16 protein-coding genes and 1 riboswitch are annotated in these 19,474 nt (G+C 28.7%); of the genes, 1 reads left to right on the top strand and 15 read right to left on the bottom strand.

Annotation, left to right across the window (positions count from 1 at the left end):
- Positions 1–24 precede the first annotated feature (24 nt).
- From mgtE to ACYUEX_RS15985, 14 genes are all read right to left on the bottom strand, one after another.
- A complete protein-coding gene (gene mgtE, locus ACYUEX_RS16050) occupies positions 25–1,368 on the bottom strand; it encodes a magnesium transporter (protein ID WP_460289069.1) in 1,344 nt (447 codons plus the stop codon).
- 184 nt (positions 1,369–1,552) lie between these two features.
- Positions 1,553–1,714, bottom strand: a riboswitch (M-box (ykoK) riboswitch).
- Positions 1,715–1,912: 198 nt separating this feature from the next.
- The gene (locus ACYUEX_RS16045) at positions 1,913–2,755 is read right to left on the bottom strand and encodes a 3-hydroxybutyryl-CoA dehydrogenase (RefSeq protein WP_460289068.1); all 843 of its coding nucleotides are present in this window, start codon (positions 2,753–2,755) and stop codon (positions 1,913–1,915) included.
- 143 nt (positions 2,756–2,898) lie between these two features.
- Positions 2,899–3,906: an electron transfer flavoprotein subunit alpha/FixB family protein gene (locus ACYUEX_RS16040; protein ID WP_411169658.1), complete on the bottom strand. Its 1,008-nt coding sequence runs from the start codon at positions 3,904–3,906 to the stop codon at positions 2,899–2,901.
- Between the two features lie 21 nt (positions 3,907–3,927).
- A complete protein-coding gene (locus tag ACYUEX_RS16035) occupies positions 3,928–4,707 on the bottom strand; it encodes an electron transfer flavoprotein subunit beta (protein WP_411169657.1) in 780 nt (259 codons plus the stop codon).
- A gap of 17 nt (positions 4,708–4,724) precedes the next feature.
- Complete coding sequence (locus tag ACYUEX_RS16030) at positions 4,725–5,864, bottom strand: acyl-CoA dehydrogenase (protein WP_460289067.1); 1,140 nt, start codon at positions 5,862–5,864, stop codon at positions 4,725–4,727.
- Positions 5,865–5,972: 108 nt separating this feature from the next.
- The gene (locus tag ACYUEX_RS16025; RefSeq protein WP_460289066.1) at positions 5,973–6,755 is read right to left on the bottom strand and encodes a short-chain-enoyl-CoA hydratase; all 783 of its coding nucleotides are present in this window, start codon (positions 6,753–6,755) and stop codon (positions 5,973–5,975) included.
- 288 nt (positions 6,756–7,043) lie between these two features.
- Entirely contained in the window at positions 7,044–7,685 is a 642-nt protein-coding gene (locus ACYUEX_RS16020) for a redox-sensing transcriptional repressor Rex (protein WP_460289065.1), read from the bottom strand.
- 415 nt (positions 7,686–8,100) lie between these two features.
- A complete protein-coding gene (locus tag ACYUEX_RS16015; protein ID WP_460289064.1) occupies positions 8,101–10,353 on the bottom strand; it encodes a heavy metal translocating P-type ATPase in 2,253 nt (750 codons plus the stop codon).
- A 16-nt stretch (positions 10,354–10,369) separates the two neighbouring features.
- A complete protein-coding gene (locus ACYUEX_RS16010) occupies positions 10,370–10,729 on the bottom strand; it encodes an ArsR/SmtB family transcription factor (protein ID WP_411169652.1) in 360 nt (119 codons plus the stop codon).
- Between the two features lie 184 nt (positions 10,730–10,913).
- A complete protein-coding gene (locus ACYUEX_RS16005) occupies positions 10,914–11,507 on the bottom strand; it encodes a zinc dependent phospholipase C family protein (protein WP_460289063.1) in 594 nt (197 codons plus the stop codon).
- A gap of 160 nt (positions 11,508–11,667) precedes the next feature.
- Positions 11,668–12,090, bottom strand: coding sequence for an NUDIX hydrolase (locus ACYUEX_RS16000; protein ID WP_460289062.1), 423 nt, complete (start codon positions 12,088–12,090; stop codon positions 11,668–11,670).
- A 47-nt stretch (positions 12,091–12,137) separates the two neighbouring features.
- On the bottom strand, positions 12,138–13,211 hold the full coding sequence (gene ytvI, locus ACYUEX_RS15995; protein WP_460289061.1) for a sporulation integral membrane protein YtvI: 1,074 nt from the start codon (positions 13,209–13,211) through the stop codon (positions 12,138–12,140).
- 204 nt (positions 13,212–13,415) lie between these two features.
- A complete protein-coding gene (locus ACYUEX_RS15990; RefSeq protein WP_460289060.1) occupies positions 13,416–14,030 on the bottom strand; it encodes a PH domain-containing protein in 615 nt (204 codons plus the stop codon).
- Between the two features lie 383 nt (positions 14,031–14,413).
- A complete protein-coding gene (locus tag ACYUEX_RS15985) occupies positions 14,414–15,481 on the bottom strand; it encodes a mannose-1-phosphate guanylyltransferase (RefSeq protein ID WP_460289058.1) in 1,068 nt (355 codons plus the stop codon).
- Positions 15,482–15,868: 387 nt separating this feature from the next.
- On the opposite strand from ACYUEX_RS15985, the gene ACYUEX_RS15980 reads away from it, so the two are divergent.
- Positions 15,869–18,532, top strand: coding sequence for a cation-translocating P-type ATPase (locus tag ACYUEX_RS15980; RefSeq protein WP_460289057.1), 2,664 nt, complete (start codon positions 15,869–15,871; stop codon positions 18,530–18,532).
- 49 nt (positions 18,533–18,581) lie between these two features.
- Here the strand turns inward: ACYUEX_RS15980 and ACYUEX_RS15975 are convergent, their stop codons facing one another.
- The gene (locus ACYUEX_RS15975; RefSeq protein WP_460289056.1) at positions 18,582–19,265 is read right to left on the bottom strand and encodes a DUF3298 and DUF4163 domain-containing protein; all 684 of its coding nucleotides are present in this window, start codon (positions 19,263–19,265) and stop codon (positions 18,582–18,584) included.
- Between the last annotated feature and the right edge of the window lie 209 nt (positions 19,266–19,474).

Below are 19,474 nucleotides of genomic sequence, written 5' to 3'. Positions count from 1 at the left end.
TTTGATTGTCAATATGATCACTCTTTAAATTAAATAATTTAATAATAAGGTAGCTAATCCTAAGAAGAAGAAGAAACCTAATACATCTGTAAATGTTGTTACAAATATGGATGAAGCTAATGCTGGGTCTATATTAAGCTTTTTAAGCACTATTGGTACTACATAACCTGACATTGTAGCAACAACCATATTTAAAACCATGGCTACACCTATAACTATTCCAAAAACAATATTTCTTTCCCACATATATCCTAATATAGATATTATAATAGCTATTACAGAACCTGTTATAAGTCCGATTCCGACCTCTTTAAAGAATGTATGCTTAATATTGTTAAAGTTTAATTCCCCTAATGCTAATCCTCTAACAATTATAGTTAATGTTTGTGTACCCGCATTTCCGCCCATTCCTGCAACTATTGGCATAAATGTAGCTAAAGAAACTACTCGTCCTATTGTACCTTCAAACATCCCTACAACTGCTGATGCTAAAATAGCTGTAACTAAATTAATAACAAGCCAAGGTAATCTACTTTTTACTGACTCTCCTAATGTTCCATTAATCTTTTCTTCCTTGTCTATTCCCCCAAGACGATGAATATCTTCTGTACTTTCATCCCTTAATATTTGCATCACATCATCAAAGGTTATTATACCAAGTAATCTTTTTGCATTATCTACTACAGGCATAGTTAAATATCCATATTTCTCAAACCTATGTCCAACTTCTTCTTGATCCATATTATAGGGAATCCATTCTACATTAGTATTTAAAATATCTGATATCTTAGTATTAAACCCTGAGACTACTAAATCTTTTAATGGAACTATTCCTTTAAGCTTATCAAAATTATCTATTACATATAAGTCATATATATTTTGAATCTCTTCTCCATATTGTTGTAAATATTTTAAAGTTTCCTCTACCGTCATATTCTCTTTTACTGATATAAATTCCGTAGCCATTATCCCTGCGGCAGTATCTGGGTCATAGCTTAATAATTGCCTAACTTTTCTAGCATCCGCATCAGTCATCTTTGCTAAAATTTTATTTGCTTGTTCTTCATCTAAAATACCTAATAAATCTGTTAATTCATCTGAGGACATTTCTTCAATAATATTTTTTTGTTTGTTTTCTGAGAATTCACTAAGTATTTGATACTTTTCCTCATTTTCAGCTTCATCTATTATTGATGCTATAAATTCCTCTGGTAATCTATATAAAATATCAGTTATATCGTCTTTATTATCACGCAATACATCTAATATATCTACTGGATGTATATCTTCTATATACTTAATAATTTTATCTTGTGGAGCATGAAGTAAAAATCTTCTTAACTCTTCCTTATTCATATCTAATTTCATAAATTTTCCTCCTAAATTTAGATAGGAGAAAATCCTTCAATAGAGAGTACTACTATTAAGACTTTCCTATCTTTTTTATATCTAAATCTATTCAATTCATACCTTGTCCCCAGATACGAGTCCATAGTAACATCTCCCTTCAAAATAAAAAACTTTTGCCCTCTACGACAAAAGTTAATAACATTAGCTTTATAATCGTAGAGCTTTAGCACTATAAAGCGTAGACACAATGTCAGCTACATTAAAAATCACCTTAGCGATGATTCTTGCTAACCCATTGGAATCTCTAGATTTTTCTGGGTAGTAGCATTTTTCTTTATAGGAGCCTCACCTAACAATTTATATTATATATTTATTCCTAGTTATATACTATGCAATAAAAATCTACATGTCAATAAAATGAATATTATTTTATAACAAACTATACTTTAAACTATTATAAACCTCTAATATTATATACAATATATCAAATAAAAAAAAGTGAAAGAGCTTAGGAATTTATTCCTTTACTCTCTCACTAGTTTTAATTCTTTATTATTAAATTCTAATAGTTATAGAATCCTTTTCCTGTTTTTCTTCCAAGATATCCAGCTCTAACATATTTTCTTAAAAGACTACTTGCTCTATATTTACTGTCTCCTGTTTCATTATATAAAACATCCATAATAGCTAGACAAACATCTAATCCTATAAGATCTCCTAAAGCTAAAGGTCCCATTGGATGATTTGCTCCATATTTCATTGATGTATCTATGTCTTCAACTGAAGCTATTCCTTCTTGTAGTATAAATGTAGCTTCATTTATCATTGGAATAAGTATTCTATTAACTACGAATCCTGGAGCTTCTGCAACTTCTACAGGCTCTTTTCCGATTGCAACTGATAAATTTTTAACAGCATCAAAAGTTTCTTGAGATGTAGCTATACCTCTTATAACTTCTACTAGCTTCATTACTGGAGCTGGATTAAAGAAGTGCATTCCTATAACTTTATCTGGTCTTTTTGTTGCTGATGCAACTTCTGTTATTGATAATGATGAAGTATTAGAAGCTAAGATTGCTGATTCCTTACAAATTGAATCTAGTTCAGCAAATATACTCTTTTTAATTTCCATATTTTCTACTGCGGCTTCTATTACTAAATCACAATCCTCAGCAAGAGATAAATCAGTAGTTCCCGTTATTCTTGAAAGTATAGCTTCCTTATCTTCTTCAGTCATTTTTCCCTTAGAAACTAATTTGCTTAAGCCTTTATTTATTCCAGCTATTCCTCTTTCAACAAATTCATCTTTGATATCTCTAACTATAACTTCATATCCTTTTTGAGCGAAAGCTTGAACTATTCCAGCACCCATTGTTCCTGCGCCTATTACAAAAATCTTTTCCATTTTTACTAAACACCCCTTTATAATTGATAGTTGTCAATTAATAATTAACAATTCAAAAAAACTAAATTAATAAATATTAAATTTACTCTTTAATTGTCTATTTTCTATTGCTAATTGTCAATTATATTTATTGTATGTTAATTCTATTTCTCTTCTTTTAACTCTTTTACTTGTGCTGTCATTTCTGGCACAACTTTTAATAAATCTCCAACTATTCCATAGTCTGCTGACTTCATTATTGGAGCTGATGAATCTTTATTTATAGCTATTATCATGTCAGAGTCTTGCATACCTGCAACGTGTTGTATTGCTCCTGAAATACCACATGCTATATATATATTTGGTCTTACTGTTTTACCTGTTTGACCAACTTGATAATCTCTTTCTATCCAACCATTTTCCACAGCTGCTCTTGATCCTGCAACAGTTCCTCCTAAGGCTTCTGCTAATTCTTCTAGTATAGCAAAGTTTTCCTTAGAACCAACTCCTCTACCTCCAGCTACTATAAAGTTAGCTTCACTTATATCAACTATATCCTTAGCTTCCTTTACAATTTCAACTATTTTAGTTCTAATATCTGCTTCTTCTAGCTTAACTTCAACATTTTCTACAGTAAACTCTCTATCTTCATCTGGAAGCTTTGAGAACACTCCTGGTCTTACTGTAGCCATTTGTGGTCTATGATCAGGGCAAGCTATTGTTGCCATTAAGTTTCCACCAAAAGCTGGTCTTGTAGCTAGTAAATCTGCTTTTTCAACATCAACATCCAAAACTGTACAGTCTGCTGTTAATCCTGTTGATAATCTAGCTGCTACTCTAGGCCCTAAATCTCTTCCAATGAAAGTAGCTCCTATAAATAATATTCCTGGTTTTCTTTCATTAGCTATATCGCAAATAACTTTTGTGTATCCATCAGTTGTATAATGCTTTAATAACTCATTTTCAGCAACGATAACCTCATCTGCTCCATGTCTTCCTAATGTGTCTGCTAATCCATTAACTTTATCTCCTAATAGCAATGCTGTTAGTTTTACTCCTAACTTATCAGCAATCATTCTACCTTCACCTAATAATTCTAGAGAAACCTTTTGAAGTTCCCCTTCTCTTTGCTCAGCAAATACCCAAACTCCATTGTAATCTGCCATACTCATATTTTTTACCTCCCATATATCTTAGATATAGTGCTTTTCCTTTAATTTTCCTAATACATGCTTTACAGCTTCTTGTGGAACTTCATTTATTATTTCTCCAGCTCCTTTAGCTTCTTTAGTCATACTCTTTTTAACCTTAGTCGGCGATCCTTTAAGTCCTAATTCATCTTTATTCACATCTATATCATCAGCTGACCAAATCTTTATTTCCTTATTAGCTGTGTCAAAGATATACTTAACATTCATATATCTTGGCTCATTTAATTCCTTTATAGCTGTTAAAAGAACTGGTGCCTTAACTTTTATTAATTCATACCCATCTTCTAATGCTCTATTTACTAATAATCCATCTTCTTCTACTTTAACATCTTGAACATATGTTACTTGAGGTATATTTAAATGCTCTGCAATTTCTGGACCTACTTGAGCAGTATCTCCATCGATTGCTTGTCTTCCTGCAAATACTATATCATACTCTAACTTTTTTAAAGCTCCTGCTAAAGCCTTTGAAGTTGCTAATGTATCTGCTCCCGCAAAAGCCCTATCAGTTATAAGAATAGCTTCATCAGCTCCCATACATAAAGCTTCTCTTAAAGCATTTTGTGCTTGAGGAGGTCCCATACTTATTACTGTAACTTTCGCTCCTGTATTGTCTTTTATTGTTAATGCTTCTTCTAAAGCATGTTTATCCTCTGGATTTATTATTGATGGAACTCCATCTCTTATAAGTGTTCCTGTTTTTGGATCAATCTTAACAGCTGTTGTATCTGGAACTTGTTTTAAACAAACTACTATATTCATCTATAAATCCTCCCTTATTATCTTAATGCATTTCCTGAAATAACCATTTTTTGAACTTCTGATGTTCCTTCATAGATTTCAGTTATCTTAGCATCTCTCATCATTCTTTCAACTGGATATTCCCTAGTATATCCGTATCCACCGAATATTTGAACAGCCTTAGTTGTTACATCCATAGCAACTTCTGCTGCATAAAGTTTAGCTCTTGCTGCTTCTACTGAATATGGAAGTTTAGCATCCTTTAAGCATGCTGCTTTATAAACTAAGTGTCTTGCAGCTTCTATTTTTGTATCCATTTCTGCAATCATCCATTGTAAACCTTGGAATGCTGCTAATGGTCTTCCAAATTGTTTTCTTTCCTTCATATAAGCAACTGCTTCGTCAAATGCTCCTTCTGCTATTCCTAAAGCTTGAGCTGCTATACCTATTCTTCCTCCATCTAGAGTTTTCATAGCTATACCAAAGCCTTTACCTTCTTGTCCAATTAAGTTCTCCTTTGGAACAATACAATTACTCATAACTAATTCTGTTGTTGAAGAAGCTCTAATTCCTAGTTTTTCTTCTTTCTTTCCTATTGAGAATCCTGGAAAATCCTTTTCAACTATAAATGCTGATATTCCCTTTGTTCCTTTACTTCTATCTGTCATAGCAAATATTATAAATGTTTCTGCTACTCCTCCATTAGTTATAAATATTTTTGATCCGTTTAATATATAATTATCTCCATCTAATACTGCTACTGTTTGTTGACCTGCCGCATCTGTACCTGCTCCTGGTTCTGTTAAACCAAAAGCACCAAGTTTTTTACCTGTTGCAAGATCTTTTAAATACCTTTCTTTTTGATCTTTAGTTCCAAACTGCTCTATTAAAGATGCACAAAGAGAAGTGTGGGCAGACACTATAACCCCTGTAGTTCCACAAGCCTTTGATAGCTCCTCTACAGTTAATATATAAGAAAGCGTGTCTCCACCTGCTCCACCGTACTCTTTAGAAAAAGGAATTCCTAACATTCCAAGCTTGGCCATTTTTTCAACGTTTTCCATTGGAAATCTTTCAGTTTCATCAATTTCAGCAGCAATTGGTTTTACTTCATTTATAGTGAATTCTCTAGCCATTTGTCTCACTAATTCTTGCTCTCTAGTTAATTGAAAATTCATTTAATATACCTCCTTGATATTGAACCTTTTTTAATTATATGAATTTACTTAATTTAAATATTTTTAATTATTTTAATTTGAATTTTTTTTATATTTTATTTTTTCTGACTATTTGTTAGAAAAATTTTTGGCTCTCTTTTCCATAAATGCTTCCATGCCCTCTTTTTGATCTTCTGTAGAAAAGCATTTACCAAAATCTTCGGCTTCAATTTTTATAGCTTTATCTATATCTACTTGCATCCCCCTATTTATAGCATCTTTACATAGCCTTACTGCTATAGGAGCATTTGCTATTATAGTCTTTGCCATATTTTTAGCTTCTTCCATTAAACTTTCTAATGCTACAACTTTATTAACTAAACCTATTTTTAAAGCTTCATCTGCCTTTACAGTCGCACAAGTATAAATAAGCTCTTTGGCCTTTCCTTCACCAACTAATCTTGGTAATCTTTGAGTTCCTCCAAATCCTGGTGTTATTCCAAGACCAACCTCTGGTTGAGCAAATCTAGCCTTTTCTGAAGCTATTCTTATATCACAAGCCATAGCTAATTCACATCCACCACCTAAAGCAAATCCTGATATAGCCGCAATAACAGGCTTATCTAATTTTTCTAATCTTCTGAAAACTCTGTTTCCTAAAAGACCAAATTCTCTTCCTTCATCTTCAGTTAAGTCCTTCATTTCAGAAATATCTGCTCCAGCAACAAAAGCTTTTTCCCCAGATCCTGTTAGTATGACACAGTAAATATTTTGATCATTTTCTAAATCATCTAAAACTGCATCTAAATCTTTTAAAGTCCCTGAATTTAAAGCATTTAAAGCTTTAGGTCTATTAATTGTAACAATAGCTAGATTTCCCTCTTTTTCAAGAATTACATTCTTTAACTCCATAATAAAGTCCTCCCTTTAACTATACTTATATAAAATTATTCAATTTTTCATTAATCTTTAATTATATAAGCTTCTCAAACCTATACTTTATACCCTTTAATGTGACATATTTAACTAAACATATCAAAAATTCTTTAATAATCTATATGTTTAATAAATAAACCATTTGTTAATCTTGTAACAATTAATAAAAAAAATAATTGAAGCCCCCGCTTCAATTATTATTATAAACTCTTAAATTTTCTTTTGCAATAAATATTTCTAATTTTAGGCAATTTTTTAATGTAACTACTTACTTTCATCTTTATCATGAAGTAAATATATTAATGTTAGTAAACTTTCTGATAAATGAACATTTTCAACTGTAACTTCTTCAGGTACAGATAAATCAACTGGAGCAAAATTCCATACGCCTGTTACTCCACCTTCTACTAAAGTATCACTAACCTTTTGTGCATTTATTCTAGGAACACAAATTATTCCTATATCTATACTGTTATCTCCTAAATAATATTTTAAGTTATCAATATCTTGTATTTCTATATCTCTTATTTTCATTCCAATAAGCTTAGGATTTGCATCAAATATAGCTTCTATAGTTAACCCTATTTGAGAAAATCTACTGTAATTTGCTATTGCCTGACCTATATTTCCTGCTCCAACTATGATTCCTTTGTATTCTTTATTTAATCCCAATATTAGGCTTATTTGATTATATAAATCTTTTACATTATATCCATAGCCCTGTTGGCCAAAGTCTCCAAAACAATTTAAGTCTTGGCGTATTTGTGACGCTGTAAAGCCTATCTTTTCTCCTAACTCTTTTGAAGAAATTCTATCTACATCATTTCTTAACAACTCTTGTAAGTATCTATGATATTTTGGCAGTCTTTTAATTACAGCCATAGAAATATTCTTTTTCTTATCCATAACCTTCATTCTCCTAATCAAATTTATTTTCATATATTAAAACTTTATTATTACCAAATTTATAATATATATTTTAACACTTTTATTAAAATTTTAAAACAACTTGAGTTACGTATTTAACAAAGTTTCAAAATTTTCTTTTATTTTTCTTAAAATCTAAAAATAGATTATATACTTAATAAACATTTAATAAAATATTTTCCAATAAAAATTAATTTAATTATATTTAGTTATAAAAAATAGACTTATGTATAACGTAGCAGATCCGTTATACATAAGTCTCAAATTTATACAAAGCTTCTCAAAGCTTTGTAAACAAGATAATGATCTTGTATGCTTCCCTTACGCCTGAAAATTTTCAACCTAATTCATTATATTTAATATGATGAAATTTGTCAATAAAATAGTTATAAAATTATTTTAAACATCTAGTTGAATTTAGAACTGCTATTAAAGTTACTCCTACATCTGCAAATACTGCTTCCCACATTGTTGCTACTCCAAAAGCACTTAAAATCAATACTAATACTTTTACTCCTAATGAGAATATTATATTTTGCCATAAAACTTTATTTGTCTTTCTTGCAACTTTAATGGCTGTAACTAAAGCTTCTGGATCGTCTTTCATTAAAACTACATCTGCGGCTTCAATAGCTGCATCTGAACCTATTCCTCCCATAGCAACTCCTATATCAGCTCTTGCTAAAACTGGTGCATCATTTATTCCATCTCCAACAAATATAACTTTTCCTTGAGTTGAATTATCTTTTATTAAACCTTCTACCTTTTCAACCTTATCTCCTGGTAATAATTCTGAAAATACCTTATCAACGCCTACTAGTGATGCTACCTTTTCTGCCACGGATTTATTATCACCTGTTAACATAACGGTTTGAGAAACCCCAACTTCCTTCAAGCCTTCTATGGCTTTCTTAGCACCTTCTTTTATTTCATCGGATATAACTATATTACCTTTATATTCATTATTTATAGCAATATGAACTATTGTTCCAATTGATGCTATATCAGTATAACTTATATTAAACTTTTCCATCAGTTTATAGTTACCTACTAAAACTTCTGCTCCGTTAATTAAGGCTTTAATTCCATGTCCTGATATTTCTTCATAATCACTTAACTCTTGATTTTTTATATCTTTTCCATATTCCTTTATAATAGATTGAGCTATTGGATGATTTGATAAGCTTTCTGCTATAGCCGCAACCTCTATTAATTCTTCTTTTGAAATATTATTATTTATTTCTGTTACCTTAAAAACTCCTTTAGTTAAAGTTCCTGTTTTATCAAAAACAACTGTATTAACATCTTTAAGAGCTTCTAGGTAATTTCCACCCTTAACTAATATACCTTTTTTAGATGCTCCTCCAATCCCTGCAAATAATCCAAGAGGAATAGAAACTACTAATGCACAAGGACAAGATACAACTAAGAATATTAAAGCTCTATAAATCCAATCTGAAAAACTTGCATCCTTTATAACTAATGGAGGTATTATAGCCAACGCTAAAGCTGAAAATACAACTATTGGAGTATATACTCTTGCAAATTTAGTTATAAACTTTTCAGTTGGTGCTTTTTTATTAGATGCATTTTCCACTAATTCTAAAATTCTTGATACTGTTGATTCTTTAAAGTTTTTAGATACCTTAACTTTTAAAACACCATTTGTATTTATAAATCCTGCTAGAATATCTTCTCCCACAGAAACTTCCCTTGGAACTGATTCACCAGTAAGTGCTGATGTATCTACAAAGCTTGTTCCATCTAATACAACACCATCTAAAGGTACTCTTTCACCTGGCTTAATAACTATTATATCATCTATATTGACTGTTTCTGGTTTAACTTTTTCTTCTTTTCCATCTACTAAAATATTAGCATATTCAGCTCTTATATTCATAAGAGATGTTATTGATTTTCTAGATCTATTTACTGCATAAGATTGGAATACCTCTCCTATTTCATAAAATAACATAACTGCTACCCCTTCTTTAAAGTCACCTACAAAGAAGGCTCCTAAAGTAGCAACTGTCATTAAGAAGTTTTCATCAAATACTTCTCCTCTGAATATATTTTTTATAGCTGTTAAAACTACTTCTCCTCCAATTAAAACATAACTAAGAGCAAAAAGTATTATTGATATCATTGAAGCCTCTTTTGAAATGATAGCAACTATATATATTATTGCACCTATTATTAATCTAATATTCTCCTTTATACCAACTTTTCCTCCATGTGAATGATCATGAGAGTGTCCGTGTGAATCATCATGAGAATGTCCATGATCTTCTCCTCTTAAATGGGTATGAGAATGTTCCTTCCCATGATTATGATTTTCTTTATCACTATCACTTTCTATAGAACAGCAACTACTTGTACATCTATTAACATTTTCAGTAATGTTATTATTATCATTTTTATCAAATACCTTAACTTCTGGCTCTAGCTTTTTAATTATTGATTTTGTTTCTTCTATTACCTCTTCTCTTGATATATCTCCATTTAATTCTATAATCAAGTTTGAAGTTGTAAAATTCAAATTGGCTTCTTTAACTCCATTTAAGTTATTAACTCTAGTTTCAATTTTATTTGCACAATTTGCACAAGTTAATCCAGATAAAATCAATTTTATTTCATTACTACTCATTTCTATCCCCACTTTCTTATTCAATAATATGCTTAAATCCTTCATTAAATATATGCTCAATATGATCATCTGCTAATGAATAATATATTACTTTTCCAGCTCTTCTAAACTTAACTAATCTATTTGATTTTAATACTCTAAGCTGATGTGAAATCGCTGATTGAGTCATATTTAATAAAGCAGCTAAATCGCATACACATAACTCTTCTTGAAATAAAGCACATAATATTTTTATTCTTGTAGAATCGCTGAAAGCCTTAAATAAATCAGCTAAATCATATAAAGTTTCTTCATTTGGTATAGAACCTTTTACTTTTTCAACTACATCTTTATGAATTATAGTACAATTACAACTTTCCAATTTATTTTCTTCCATAATTCCCCTCCAAACTCATATGAACAATTGTTCATATGTTTATTTAATGATATTATATGCTATTCTTATTAAATGTGTCAACTTTAAATAAAAATCTTTTGTAAAAAAGTGGACATATTTAATCATATTTTCAAAACTTGCTTTTATACTCGCCTAAACCTAAAAAAGAGAGCTTTACAGCTCTCTATATTACCAATGCAATATGCTCTTTTAATTTTTGATTTAAAACAACTTCATTCAAAACCATATTTACAACAGTACTGCAAATATGACTAGCATAAATTAGATCTTTTTCATATGAGGATTTTCCATTATATTCTTCCTGTAGCTTCATTATATATTTTCTTATTTCTTCTGAAGTCAAATGTAAATTTATATCTTTTTTAATAGTATAATTCTTTGTAAATTTATTTAATTCATTTTCATATACTACATGTTCTTTCATAGCATTAGCACTTTTAAATTCCCATCTTTGAAAATGTGGAATACAGAAATAATCACATAAAAAGTGACATACAACTCCTAATTCCTGATTAAACTTATTAGGTGAATATCTAGTATAGATATCATCTAAAGTTAGAGAAGATAAAAATTCTATTTTTTTTACAATCATTTCAAAACTTTCATCAATATAATGTTTTTTAAACTTATATTTTGATACAGAATCAGGTTTTAAATTTCCCCAAATAAAATGACCATCATTTATTATAAAAACTTTATCTTCTTCAACATTGTTTATAAATTGTTGTGCTAAAGCTTTGTGAGTATTCATCATCATAATTGCCTCACCTCGCTTTTATTTTTATATCTTTATAATAATACTATAGATGATAAAAAACAAATATGTTTTTTTGTTTATATCTCCATTTATTATCATATTAACTTTTAATTCTCTTTATTAAATATAATAATTTTATATTCATGTTTTGTTAATATTTTTATTTAATTTTCTTTATTTCTTTTATTCTTTTAATTAATAAAGGCTGTATTGAAGGATATGTTAATTCTTTTGGTTCTTCTTCAAATAACTTAACTTCTCCTATTTCAAAATTTGGTAATTCTCCTAAAGATTTTATTTCTGCGTAGAATAAAGAAGCAAAACTTTTTTCTCCTTCTATTATTAAAGAATAATCATTTATATATGTTATTTTAAATTCTTCTGCTCCTGTTTCTTCTATTAACTCCCTTTTAGCAGTAAAATTTATATCTTCTCCAACTTCTCTATGCCCTGCTGGTATTTCCCAAGTTTTTCTTTTTTTATGTTTTACATAAACCCATTTATCTCTATACCTAGAAACTATTATTGCATAAAGTAACTTTTCATTTTCTATTGTATTTTTTTCATAAAATTCAATTTCCATATGTTTCTCCAATTTTAAAGTATCAGTTAATTTAATTTTTATTCAATTTATTTAAATATATGTATTTTCCCACTATCATTTAAATTTTTTAAAATAATAACTATAATTGGTAAAATAAATAATCCAAGGAATCCAAATATTTTAGCTCCCATAAACATACATACTAACATTACTAAAGGATGCAATCCTACTTGCTGACCAACAATCTTTGGCTCTAATATATTTCTTATTACAGTAATAGTTACATATAATATTGCAAGTCCTATTGCTAATCCAAAATTTCCTTTAATAGCTTCTATTATAACCCAAGGTATCACTACTCCACCTGTTCCCAGCACTGGAAGTATATCTACTAATGCTATTAATGCTGCTATTGTTATAGCACTCTCTACTTTTAAAATAGACAGCCCTATTGATAATTCAATAAAAGTTATACTTATGATTATTGCGTATGCCTTTATAAGTTTAAATAAAGTTCCTACTATATAATCCTTAACATCTAATATTATGCTAGAAACCTTATCTGGAAATTGCCTAGTTATGAAACTTGTAATATTTGTATAGTCCATTGCACAAAAGAATGATGAAATGATAGATAATATAACTATAATAAAAAATGTTGGAACTGATGATACTGTAGAAGATACAAATTTAACAACTCCTGATGATATGTTAGTAATTATACTTCCTAATGACTCAACAAGTGAGGAAGTTATATCATTAATTCCCTGTACTAATGCAGGATCAAGTTTTGCTATTAAAACCTCTATTCCATCAAGTAAATCATATACAGCTGGTTCTATATTGGTTAAATAAATATTAGGCAAACTAATAAATACTGATTTTAAAGCTACAAACAATTTAACAACAAGTAAAGCAAAAAGTGCACCAACAGTTGCATAAAAAATTAGAACTGTTATTCCAGCTACTAACTTTCTATTTATTCTAAACTTACTTGATATGAAATTAATTAGCGGCTTTAATATAAATGCTATCCCAAACCCTATAACAAAAGGCATAAACCATCCAAGCCCATATTTAATAGTAATGTATATTATTGCTCCAACTATTATTAAGTATATAGTATTTATAATAAACTCTCTTTTTTTCTCTACTCCCATTTTTTATCTCCTTAATTTTTTATTTAAATTATACAATAAAAAATTTGTATTTTAAATTTCTAACTTTAATATTAAGCTAAAATTCAGAATTAAAATTAAACTTTTATTTATTTCTTAAATATAAAAAGGTAGAGAATTATTAAATGTTCCTCTACCCATGTTTTCTTTATTCAATATAATTTTATGTTAATATATAAAATATTATTAGTTATTAATATAGTTTTTAAATACATCTGTAAAATCTTTTCTTACATATGTTTCTCTACTTATCCTAGTCCAGTTAAATGCATATTCATTTATATTTTTAAATATAACTGCTGCATCTCCTTCAACTACCTTGCTTGAAGCAAAAGCATTTGCTGCTATATTTAATGTTTCTTCAGATTTTTCTAACATAATTTGATTTTCTTCTATTATATGTCCAATTTTAACTAATGATTTGTATAAATCTTTTAATTGCTCTACTTGATTTCTATCTACATCTATAGAAAAAGTAATTTCTCCAATAATAAATTTAATTTCGCAATCTAAATCTATAGTTCCAGCAGTTTCTATTGATACTCTACTAATAGGGTTCTTATAATAATCATATCTTGTTACGAGCCTTTTCTTACTTACAGCAGAAGTTCCATCTACATGTATAAGAGCTAAATTTGTAAAGCAATATTCATCTGTCCTTGATTTTATGAGAAAGAAGATTTGTTCACCATCTTCATGCATTATATAATCATCTGCATCTACCCTATTAAAATCTTTCTTATCAATTATCTTTCCAATATCACTTAGTCCTAAAGCATCCGAAGCTAATTTTTTTAACATAATAAATTCCTCCCATTTATTTAATATCAATTTGATTTTATAAACAATACTCTATGAATAAACTTACAGTTTTAAAATCTCTAGTTATATAGCTTATTCCTTCAAAGAACTTACAAATATAACCACACACTTTACAATGAATACTTACTCCAATACAGAAGTTTAATCCCTTAATTAAACATAACTACTATATGTATATTTTACCATAAATTTAACATAATATGTCTATTCTATATTTAAGTATTAAAAAATAAAAATAGAGAAGATATAATCTATCCTCTCTATTTTTAATAATCTATCATAATAAATTGCATATAAAAATTTTATCATATAAATATTTTATTATAATTAAGATTACTAAAAATCTTACTTACTTTCTCAACTTAAATATAGTCTTCATATTCTGGCCTATTGGTTAAGTCACCCAATAAATGTTTTATTTCTTGATCTTTATTTTTATCCATTATTAATATTACATCTCCAGAATCAACTATAACTAAATCCTTTATTCCCAAGCCAATTATTAAATTTTTATCTCCAAAGATAGCACAATTCTCACTATCTTGAAGATATACATTATTACTTATTTTATTACTTTTCTCTTCTTCTAAATATCTGCTTAAAGCCGAAAAGCTTCCTATATCATCCCATATAAAATCACTTTTTATTACAAAAGCTTTTCTAGTTTTTTGCATAATTCCAAAGTCTATTGATATTCCATCTATTAAAGGATATTGTTCATTTATAACTTCTTCTTCATCCTCTTCGCCAATGTGTTTGTATATTTCCATTAATGATTTATATAATTGAGGTAAATATTTTTCTATCTCTCTTAATATTACATCTGCTCTAAATACAAACATCCCAGAGTTCCATAAATAAGTTCCTTTTAATAAAAAGTCTTTTGCAACTTCTATATTAGGCTTTTCTGTAAACCTGGCTACTTTATAAGTGGGTATCTCTGATTGTATTCTTTGCCCCATTTCAATATATCCATAACCTGTTTCCGCTCTAGTTGGTGTTATTCCAAGGGTTACTATTCCTCTTCTCTTATTTGCAATATCCACAGCTTGTGATAATGTTTCTATATAAACCTTCTCAGATTCTATATGGTGATCTGAGGGTAAAACAACCATAACAGCATCCCCATCTTTTTTTAAAAGCTTAACAGCTGATAGACCTATACAAGTCGCTGTTTCTTTATTTTGTGGTTCTGTGAAAATATTATTTGCGTTTATGCTATTTAATTCTGTTTTTATTTTATCCTCATAACCTTTATTAGTAACCACATAAATATTTTCCTTCTTAATTAAAGGAGTTATTCTATCTACAGTATTTTGTAAAAAACTTTTGTTATTTATAACCTTCAAAAATTGTTTAGGCTTACTTGACCTTGACAAAGGATAAAGTCTAGTTCCTTTTCCTCCTGCTAATATTAGCCCGTATATCAATAACTTTCAACTCCATGTAATACTATAATACATTCTATGCTATTTATTTTTATTTTGTGAAATTTTTAATATTTATAAAAGTTTTTTCTATTTAGTATCCCCTCTTTAGACAAATTTTATGTATTGACATTTTTCTAAAATAAGTTTAAAATTAGTCTATAATTTAATATTTCCATTAAGAGGGAGTAGTAAAAAATATAACGTCAACATTCGCGACCTTACGGTCTGGTGTTATATACCAATTTGGTTACGAGACTTTTAATACAGTTTTTCATAACTTGAAAATTGTATTAAGAGTCTCTTTTTGTTTATAGGCTCATATATTTCTAGGCTAATTTTTATATAAAAACACAAAATATTAATACTAAATAGTTTGGAGGAATTATTATGGAAAAATTTTTTTCTAAGCCATATGAAGAAGTGTTAAAACAGTTTAATGTATCTAAAAGTGGTTTAAGTGAAAATCAAGTAAAAGAAAATTTAGAGAAATTCGGGTACAACCAATTAACTGAAAAGAAAAAACAAACTATGCTACAGGTTTTTTTAAGCCAATTTAAGGATTTACTTGTAATAATATTAATTGTAGCTGCTATTATATCAATGGCTACAGGCAATGTTGAAAGTACTTTAGTTATTTTTGCTGTTATAATTTTAAATGCTATATTAGGTACAGTTCAACATTTTAAAGCAGAACAGTCATTAGATAGTTTAAAAGCACTTTCTTCCCCTTCTGCAAAAGTTTATAGATCTGGCAAGAAGGTTGAGATTCAATCTAAGGAAATTGTTCCAGGAGATATTTTAATATTAGAAGCTGGAGATATGGTCGTTGCAGATGGTAGAATAATTGAAAACTTCTCTCTTCAAGTTAATGAAAGTTCCTTAACTGGAGAATCTGAAAGTGTAAATAAATTTGTTGATTTAATTGAAAAGGAAGAAATAGCTTTAGGGGATCAAAAAAATATGGTTTTCTCTGGCTCTTTAGTTACTTATGGTAGGGCTTTAGTTGTTATAACTGGAACTGGAATGAATACTGAAATAGGTAAAATAGCTCACTTAATGGAAGAAACTCAAGAAAAACAAACTCCATTACAAGCTAGCTTAGATGATTTTAGTAAAAAATTAGCTATAGGAATATTAATAATCTGTGCTTTAGTTTTTGGTCTTAGTCTTTATAGGGGCACTGATATGTTAGATTCTCTTATGTTTGCTGTTGCCTTAGCTGTTGCTGCTATACCTGAAGCGTTAAGTTCTATAGTTACAATTGTACTAGCCTTAGGAACTCAAAAGATGGCTAAAGAAAATGCTATTATTAAAAAACTTAGAGCTGTTGAAGGCTTAGGTTCAGTATCTGTAATCTGTTCTGATAAAACAGGTACTCTTACTCAAAATAAAATGACTGTAAAAAAAGTTTATATTGATAATAAATTAATTGATGGTGAAGAAATAGATTTAAATGACGAAGTTTCAAATTATTTAATTAATAGTTCAATTTTATGTAATGACTCTACTTCTAAAGAAGGCGTTGAAATTGGAGACCCTACCGAAGTAGCTCTTGTTAACTTAGGTCATAAATTATCATTGGACGAACTGTCTATAAGAAAATCTTATGCTAGATTATCTGAATTACCTTTTGATTCTGATAGAAAGCTTATGAGCACACTTCATCACTTTAATGATAAGTACTTAATGTTTACTAAAGGTGCTTTTGATGTATTATTAGATAGAGTTAAAACTATTAAAACTTCTGAAGGTGTAAGAGAAATTACTTATGAGGATAAACAAAATATAATTAATTCAAATAAACAATTATCTCAAAGTGGATTAAGAGTTTTAGCATTTGCTTATAGAGAATTTGAATCTTCTCAAGAATTAACATTAGATGATGAAAATAATTATACATTTATAGGTCTTATTTCGATGATAGATCCTCCAAGAGAAGAATCTGCTGAAGCCGTTAAGGATTGTATCACTGCTGGAATAAAACCTGTTATGATTACGGGAGACCATAAGATTACAGCATCTGCTATTGCAAAACAAATAGGGATTTTCAAAGATGGCGATAGAGCTATTGAAGGAATAGAACTTGATAAAATGTCAGATGAAGAATTAAAAAATAACATAGAGAAAATTTCAGTTTATGCAAGAGTTTCTCCTGAACATAAGATACGAATAGTTAGAGCATGGCAAGAAAAGAATCAAATAGTTGCAATGACTGGAGATGGGGTTAATGATGCTCCCGCTCTTAAACAAGCCGATATTGGAATTGCAATGGGAATTACAGGTACAGAAGTATCTAAAGATGCAGCTTCTGTAATATTAACAGATGATAACTTTGCTACAATAGTTAAATCTGTAGCTAATGGTAGAAATATATATAAGAATATAAAAAATTCTATTAAATTCTTACTATCAGGTAACGCATCTGGTATATTATCTGTTTTATATACTTCATTAATGGCTTTACCAATGCCATTTGCAGCAGTACATTTATTATTTATAAACCTTTTAACAGATAGTTTACCTGCTATTGCAATAGGAATGGAAAAATCACAAAAGGATTTATTAAAAGAAAAACCTAGATCAAGAAATTCATCTATATTATCAAAAGATTTTATATATGAAATAGCAAGCGAAGGATTAGTTATTGCAATATTTACTTTAATCGCCTTTTATATTGGATTAAGAACAGATAAATATGTTGCATCTACAATGGCTTTTGCAACACTTTGTTTAGCAAGATTATTCCATGGATTTAATTGTAGAGGAGATAGATCAATATTTTCAATTGGATTATTTTCAAATAGATATAGTTGGATGGCATTTGGTATAGGATTAGTATTATTAAACTGTGTACTATTTGTTCCATTCTTAGAAAACTTATTTGAAGTTGCTAATTTAACAGGTACACAAATTGGATATATTTACTTATTAGCATTTATACCTACTTTAATAATACAAGTTGTTAAAGTAATTAGAGATTCAATAAATGATAGAAAGCATACTAACCATACTTCTTCACAAGAAAAAGAAAATGTAGAAAAAGTAGCTTAATAAAAAGTTTCATGATAAGCAGTTTGTACTACGTACAGACTGCTTTTTTTTAATAAACTTCATATGGTATTTCAAATTCTGGCATTCCTCCTGCATAAGGCGCTATCTCATAATAAGGAAAATGAATTATAATCTTTCCATTATCTATATAAAAGCTTTGATCATCTTTTATCCCATTAAATCCATCTTTACCAGTGAAATAATACTCTGGATTTTTATTTATTTCCTTTTGTATAACTTCATTTATAAATTTCTTATAGTCATATCCTTTTTTAAATAAATCTTTTAGTTCTAATTTTTCTCCTGTAGAAATATCTACATTATATGTTTTTCTAGTAGTAATTCCATGTGCCCCACCACTAAACTGATAGTAATCTATAAAGAAGCTTAATATTTTCTTATCATTAGTTAAAGTATATCTTGCATTTAATTGATATGGAATTGTTGGATTAAATTCTTCGCTAACATCTTTTACATCTTTTATCCACATGTCAGTCCAATCCAAAATTTCCTTGTTGATAACTTTTTCCTTATCTTTATTAGCTAATCCTACTATTTGTGGGATTTCGACATCTATATTTATGAAGTTTGTATTTTCTTTTATAACCTTATCCACAAGCATTGGATTTTCGACAATATTACTATTAAAATTTATTAACAATGCTTGTGGATAAATGTGGACAACTTTTAACAATAGCACTGTAATTAATAATCCTCTACAAACTTTTCTCATACGACTATATCTCCTATTTTTATAAATTATAATAATTTTCTGTATTTTCAATAATTATATCTACAATATATTATCTACAATAGTGTTAATAATTATTAACACTATTTTCAACATAGTTTGCACAACTTATCCACAGGGACATGTGGATTATGTGTGTAACATACAGATTTTTACTGTAATTTATTTCTATACAAATCTATAAAGTTCGC

The organism is Clostridium sp. CTA-7, assembly GCF_054768095.1.
The sequence above is the reverse complement of the archived record's forward strand: the minus strand, read 5'-3'. Positions and strand labels throughout refer to the sequence as shown.

Coding starts and splice junctions, on each gene's coding strand:
- ACYUEX_RS15990 (WP_460289060.1), bottom strand. CDS start 14,030: ATGTTAAAAAAATTAGCTTCGGATGCTTTAGGACTAAGTGATATTGGA.
- ACYUEX_RS16040 (WP_411169658.1), bottom strand. CDS start 3,906: ATGAGTATGGCAGATTACAATGGAGTTTGGGTATTTGCTGAGCAAAGA.
- ACYUEX_RS15975 (WP_460289056.1), bottom strand. CDS start 19,265: ATGAGAAAAGTTTGTAGAGGATTATTAATTACAGTGCTATTGTTAAAA.
- ACYUEX_RS16015 (WP_460289064.1), bottom strand. CDS start 10,353: ATGAGTAGTAATGAAATAAAATTGATTTTATCTGGATTAACTTGTGCA.
- ACYUEX_RS16020 (WP_460289065.1), bottom strand. CDS start 7,685: ATGGATAAGAAAAAGAATATTTCTATGGCTGTAATTAAAAGACTGCCA.
- ACYUEX_RS16000 (WP_460289062.1), bottom strand. CDS start 12,090: ATGGAAATTGAATTTTATGAAAAAAATACAATAGAAAATGAAAAGTTA.
- mgtE (WP_460289069.1), bottom strand. CDS start 1,368: ATGAAATTAGATATGAATAAGGAAGAGTTAAGAAGATTTTTACTTCAT.
- ACYUEX_RS16035 (WP_411169657.1), bottom strand. CDS start 4,707: ATGAATATAGTAGTTTGTTTAAAACAAGTTCCAGATACAACAGCTGTT.
- ACYUEX_RS16045 (WP_460289068.1), bottom strand. CDS start 2,755: ATGGAAAAGATTTTTGTAATAGGCGCAGGAACAATGGGTGCTGGAATA.
- ACYUEX_RS16010 (WP_411169652.1), bottom strand. CDS start 10,729: ATGGAAGAAAATAAATTGGAAAGTTGTAATTGTACTATAATTCATAAA.
- ACYUEX_RS16030 (WP_460289067.1), bottom strand. CDS start 5,864: ATGAATTTTCAATTAACTAGAGAGCAAGAATTAGTGAGACAAATGGCT.
- ACYUEX_RS15980 (WP_460289057.1), top strand. CDS start 15,869: ATGGAAAAATTTTTTTCTAAGCCATATGAAGAAGTGTTAAAACAGTTT.
- ytvI (WP_460289061.1), bottom strand. CDS start 13,211: ATGGGAGTAGAGAAAAAAAGAGAGTTTATTATAAATACTATATACTTA.
- ACYUEX_RS16025 (WP_460289066.1), bottom strand. CDS start 6,755: ATGGAGTTAAAGAATGTAATTCTTGAAAAAGAGGGAAATCTAGCTATT.
- ACYUEX_RS16005 (WP_460289063.1), bottom strand. CDS start 11,507: ATGATGATGAATACTCACAAAGCTTTAGCACAACAATTTATAAACAAT.